We start from the raw sequence: 5,067 nt of genomic DNA, 5'->3' as shown, positions 1-5,067 counted from the left end.
TAGTGGAACAAGAAAAAGAGTCGCAGCTACGACTCTTTGTTGAACTCAAGCACCCTTTAGTTTAAGTACATTTCTTCACAATAATCTTTTTAAGTATTTGGTTTAATTATAAAAAAACACCATCCAAATTAACTAAAAAAACAGTTTGGCAACCAATAGTCAAACTGTTTTTGGTTTATTTTTATCCATCTAATTTTTTATATGATTTAACCATTGGTCTGAAATTATTTCAACCCAGTCCCTAAAAGTATTGCAATTGTCGATTTTGTAAAGTGTATATTCTGGATAGTTTTCATATGGAGTAATGAAATCAAAAAAGTGGTCAGCAGCAAACATAAGAACTTCGCCTGTTTGTTTGTGGTACATTGTAATATTTCCATTCGCTTCGAAAGCGAATGATATAAATTCTTCAGGTTTTACTTTTACTTCTATCGCTTCTTCTCGACACATTTCATTAAAATAGTCTTCAAACCCAATAAATCCAATTTGTGTATCCTCAAAGGTTAATGCGTTATTTAAATTAATTAGCCAAGTATCTTCAGGTTCGTTCCATCTTTCAGTTATCCCACCGAAATTTTTTAGTAAGAGGATATGGTCAGGATGAAGTGTCTTATCAATCTCAACTTCTGTTCTGGGTACTAAACAAAGCCAACCAAATGATTTGGAAGATTGGTTTGTCCAACCAAACAATTGATAATTTTGATTCTCAAATTTGATTTTTGTAATTCTTGCTTTTTTAAGTAGTTTTGTTAAGGAAGGGAACTTTTCTTCAAATTCTTTAGAAACAAATAAATGATTTTTCATCAATTACTTCTATTTTTTCGTTATCACTAAAAAACCAAGAAATATCATTTGAAAAATCCGCCAAATCTTGACTCATCCAATTCACCCACTATTATCAAAAATATAGTACATCATTCATTTATATTAAACTTTTTGGGTACAATTCCTAGTCGCTGTACAGATAAAGAATGTTTTCCATTTTGTTATTACACTAACCTGCCTGTTAGTTCAACAAGAAGAAATGACCGCCGCAGCGATCATCAACTTAAGCTAAAGCACCCTTTAGTTGAATATCATTCATACTTACTTGAAGCAAATAGTATGTCGGCAATAGTCTTCCAAGACGGTTGTATAGGAACAGGTTGATTTGTATTCGAATAATAACCTTCCATATCCTTAACCCAAGCCTCCATAGCTTCTAAATAATCTTCAAGTGTTATATTCTCCCACTCTACCCTATTAGTTTGTAAATCCCTTCTCAAGTGTTTTATGAATTTGATTAAATCTTCTCGACTCTTTACCTTTTCTACTTTTTCATATAATTCCATCTTTAAACCACCCTTTTAATAATAAATTTCTCCAAAAGGATAGTCTTTCCCTTCTTGAACTAACCTGCTTACGTTAGTACAACAAGAAAAAGCCGCCAAAAATAGCAGCCTTTCTTCATTTTTGTGTTATATGTTTATTATAGACGATTTGTTTACTCACCTACTAGTCCATCACCATCCCGATCGTCCATATATTTATAGAGCCATGAATCACGCGTAATTGGCATTTTAAAGCCAGCATCTTTGGCTTCAGCGATCGTAACACTTCCATTATGATTGGTATCCACCTTACTAACATCTTCATTACTACTTACCGTTTCGTTTGTTGGTCCATCGTCTGTTTTCGGTGGGGTACTGCTCGTACCTGTCGTTTCCCCTAAATTTTTGTTCACTTCATCTGGGTTTACATTGTCAAATTCATCTGTAATGGTTCTGCCCTGAATTTTGTAAGTGAATTTATAATGGTTAGGAATTTGCGTCTGAGTATTTGGATATTGAATCACTGCTACGAAATCTGTACAACCTCCTGCGTCTCGAATCACTTTTTCCATATAGGCTTGATCGCCGTGCCTATTGAGAATGCTGTCTTGAGGTGTAATGTTATATGCGTTAGATACTCCCCCAAGTGAGTCAGCAATCACATGCCCTTCATCTAATTCTTGACTCTCTGTACCAGGAACCTTTGCTTCATCAGAATAGTATCTCCCAGACGATAAAACATGTTCAGTATTCGGATTTTGGAGTATTATATTTTTGGCTTCAACACGAATTAGCTGTCCGTATTCATTTGTAAAAGCCCAATATTCCCTGTCGCCATACCCGACATCAACTCTTACATTCGGCTTTCTAGAACCTGACATATCTCCGCCATCTACTACAATTAGTGTATATTTATTGTAGTCAAAGTCACCATTAACACTTGTTATCGTTGGTGTACTAGTGGCAGGAACGCTTGGACTGACTCCGCTTTCACTTTTCGTTTTTTCTGCCTTTTCTTTAGCCTCAGCTACACCCTGTTCCTTTTTTTTCCCTTCTATCTTTGTTTCAGCATTTTCCTCTTTGCCAGTTGTTTCATTTGATGAACAGGCTGCAAGGAAAACTAATAAAAACGCCATAAATATGTATGTTAATTTCTTCATGAATTATCCCCTTTTTGTATATATCTTAGAAAAACCAATACTATTATACTGCTAATACACTTCAAAAAACGAAGAAATAATAATTTAAAAAGGATTCCAATCTAAAGCTAAAATCCTTATAATCTTAACTCCAACATTTTATTCCCATATGATTATCCTTAATGTTATTAACCTGGTTTTGGTAAAATTCCTTTTTCCATTATAAACTGCATCTTTAGTTCAAAAAGAAAAAGCCGCCTGAAATGGCAGCTTGATCTTAAACTCTTGCACCCTTGATAAATTTACGAAAGTAAAAAGATATCCTAAGGACCGAGAAAAAATTTTTTACTCAACTAAAAACCGAGAGTCATATTTATTAGTTAATCTTTGATCGGGCATGTCCAAAAAAACCTTGAAAACAGTGGACTTTAGGCATATCAGTAACGGCAGTTAGGTGAGTAACCGATAAGAAATTCATCTACTTTTGTAGTAAAACCCTTTCCATTGTATGAACCCTATTACTTATCAGTTTATGTGTATCCAAGCAACCTTTGTGTACTAAGAAATCTAAAAAGTGATCGGGCGTTGTGTCTTTGTTGCCGTAGATTCCATGAAAGCCCTCTTTCCCTTTATGACAGTCAACGCACAATACAATTCCATTTAACGGATCAATCCGAAGTTCTTTGAATGAGGAATAGCTAAAAATGTGGTGGATGTGTAAATCCCTACCTCTTTGATTACAAACCTGGCAAGTGTAATCATCTCTTTCTAAGCAATCCTTCTTCCATTGCTTATACCCCTCTAAAATACGACCAAACTCTCTTTCCTCATCAGTCTTATCTGGATTCCACGCAGAATTGTTTTTACCTCTGTTGTTATCTAAGTAACAGGAACGGCAACGTTGTCCCGATAAAAATTTTTGTAGGGTTTTTTTATCCTCTCTTCCACACACACAAATATATCTCATGGGTGCATGTCCATCTATATATTGCTTCTCTATTAACTTACATCCTGCATCTTCGAATACTTGGTTTACATAATCATAGGTATGTCTTCTCGATTCAGCTCTCTTTTTATTTCCGCAGGTTACACAACGATTACCTAATCGAAAGTTGTCAAATCGGATCATTGATTCGTTTCCACACTCGCAGATGTACCGTAGAGGTTGTGAATTATTAAAATACGTCTCTTCTAATAGTTCACAACCATGCTCTTTGAAATAAAGGTACACTTCATCATAACTATATCTGCTTTCTTTGATCCGCTGTTCGTTTGCACATTTCGTACATTGCGTGCTTCGCAATTTGAAACGTTCAAAGGTTTTTTCATTTTCCTCACCGCAATGACACCTAAAACGCATGGGAACCGTATAACCTTTGTATTCATCTTCCAGTAACTCGCAACCATGTTGCTCATAAAACTCCTTTACTTCCTGATAAGAAAAACGAAGCGTATTGGTGCTTTCTGTTTTTAGTTGTTTTTGGCATTCTTTGAAAGAACAAGAAACTTTTCCAACCCTATTATTAGAAGCTCGAAGGTATTTGCTGTATGGGTACGGGAATTCTTTATGGCAAAAATCGCAAACTACCCTTACTTCATAATTACTACCCTCCGATAACTCATACACATCTACTTCAAAAGCGTCATTTCTTTTGGTATATACATAACCTAATGATTCAAAATGTCTTCGATTTCCACCGTTCCATCGGACCGTTACTTTTTGAGGAGTAATTATCACTGCTTCGCAACTCCCTTAATTAGACTTAATTTATGTTTTTATATATCCTCTATTGTATAATTTTCATTTAAAAATGAATATTATTTCACCTATTATTTTACAATTTTAAAAGACCTTTTCAGTTATTCGGAAAGGTCTTTTTTTACTATTGTAAAATTACTAGAGAAACCACCCCAATACCGAACTGTCAATCAGCGTTCCTACCCTCTTACCGAAACAGATTTTAGGATTGAAGAGGACTCATTATATGAAAGGTTGGCAAAGCCTTGATATATATCGGACAAGCCATCTTTTTGTGAAATTTAATTTCGGCAAAGGTATAGTTGAAGGATAGTGTCCGATATTAAATTCCTCCAGGTTTATTAAAACCTTGAGAGATTTAGGGGTTGTGCAATTCCAGTTTAAATTTTCTATTTTAGGAAATTATCTTCATTAGAATTAGGAGTATGAATATAAACGGCATCTAAACCAACATCTTCACCTTGCATTTGCATTGAAATTACTTACTCTAAATAATTCTTGTGCCTATTTTCAGTTCAGAATATCCCCTTTTACTATATTTCTTTCTCATTCCAAAACCAAAACCATTTTTCAGCTTTATATATGGAAAATGATGAAAAATCAATATTTAATGGTACCTCTTTTACTTGATGATATTCTTTGTAAATATTTTTTAATTCATCAAATGAAGGTTTAGTTTTTGTCTGCGAACGAGATACAGGAAATGCATCATTATATTGACCAGGTAACCTTTTTTGAGATAAACAAATAATAAAGGATTGATCAATTAATATGCTGCTCATAGATTCTGTAAAAAAGATAAATCCTTCTTTCTTTTTACGAATAAGTAACAATTTTAATTCCAATAGGTTTAGATTTG

5 protein-coding genes are annotated in these 5,067 nt (G+C 34.1%); all 5 read right to left on the bottom strand.

Translation table 11 applies throughout. From position 1 onward, the window contains the following. Positions 1 to 189: 189 nt before the first annotated feature. The gene (locus V7659_RS29450) at positions 190 to 804 is read right to left on the bottom strand and encodes a hypothetical protein (RefSeq protein WP_335543587.1); all 615 of its coding nucleotides are present in this window, start codon (positions 802 to 804) and stop codon (positions 190 to 192) included. 272 nt (positions 805 to 1,076) lie between these two features. Then, positions 1,077 to 1,331 (bottom strand): DUF7660 family protein, encoded by a 255-nt coding sequence (locus V7659_RS29445; RefSeq protein WP_335543586.1) that lies wholly within the window; start codon positions 1,329 to 1,331, stop codon positions 1,077 to 1,079. 152 nt (positions 1,332 to 1,483) lie between these two features. Then, a complete protein-coding gene (locus V7659_RS29440; protein WP_335543585.1) occupies positions 1,484 to 2,470 on the bottom strand; it encodes a DNA/RNA non-specific endonuclease in 987 nt (328 codons plus the stop codon). Positions 2,471 to 2,927: 457 nt separating this feature from the next. Further along, positions 2,928 to 4,187: an HNH endonuclease gene (locus tag V7659_RS29435; RefSeq protein WP_335543584.1), complete on the bottom strand. Its 1,260-nt coding sequence runs from the start codon at positions 4,185 to 4,187 to the stop codon at positions 2,928 to 2,930. A 554-nt stretch (positions 4,188 to 4,741) separates the two neighbouring features. Further along, on the bottom strand, positions 4,742 to 5,067 hold a 326-nt coding region (locus V7659_RS29430; protein WP_335543583.1), incomplete at its 5' end, for a hypothetical protein.

Source organism: Neobacillus drentensis (assembly GCF_036966985.1).
GTDB classification, from domain to species: domain Bacteria; phylum Bacillota; class Bacilli; order Bacillales; family Cytobacillaceae; genus Neobacillus; species Neobacillus drentensis_E.
This window is presented reverse-complemented; position numbering and strand designations above follow the sequence as displayed.

What these genes read in the sequence shown, in the direction of transcription:
- V7659_RS29440 (WP_335543585.1), bottom strand. Translation starts at nt 2,470, where the DNA reads ATGAAGAAATTAACATACATATTTATGGCGTTTTTATTAGTTTTCCTT.
- V7659_RS29450 (WP_335543587.1), bottom strand. Translation starts at nt 804, where the DNA reads ATGAAAAATCATTTATTTGTTTCTAAAGAATTTGAAGAAAAGTTCCCT.
- V7659_RS29445 (WP_335543586.1), bottom strand. Translation starts at nt 1,331, where the DNA reads ATGGAATTATATGAAAAAGTAGAAAAGGTAAAGAGTCGAGAAGATTTA.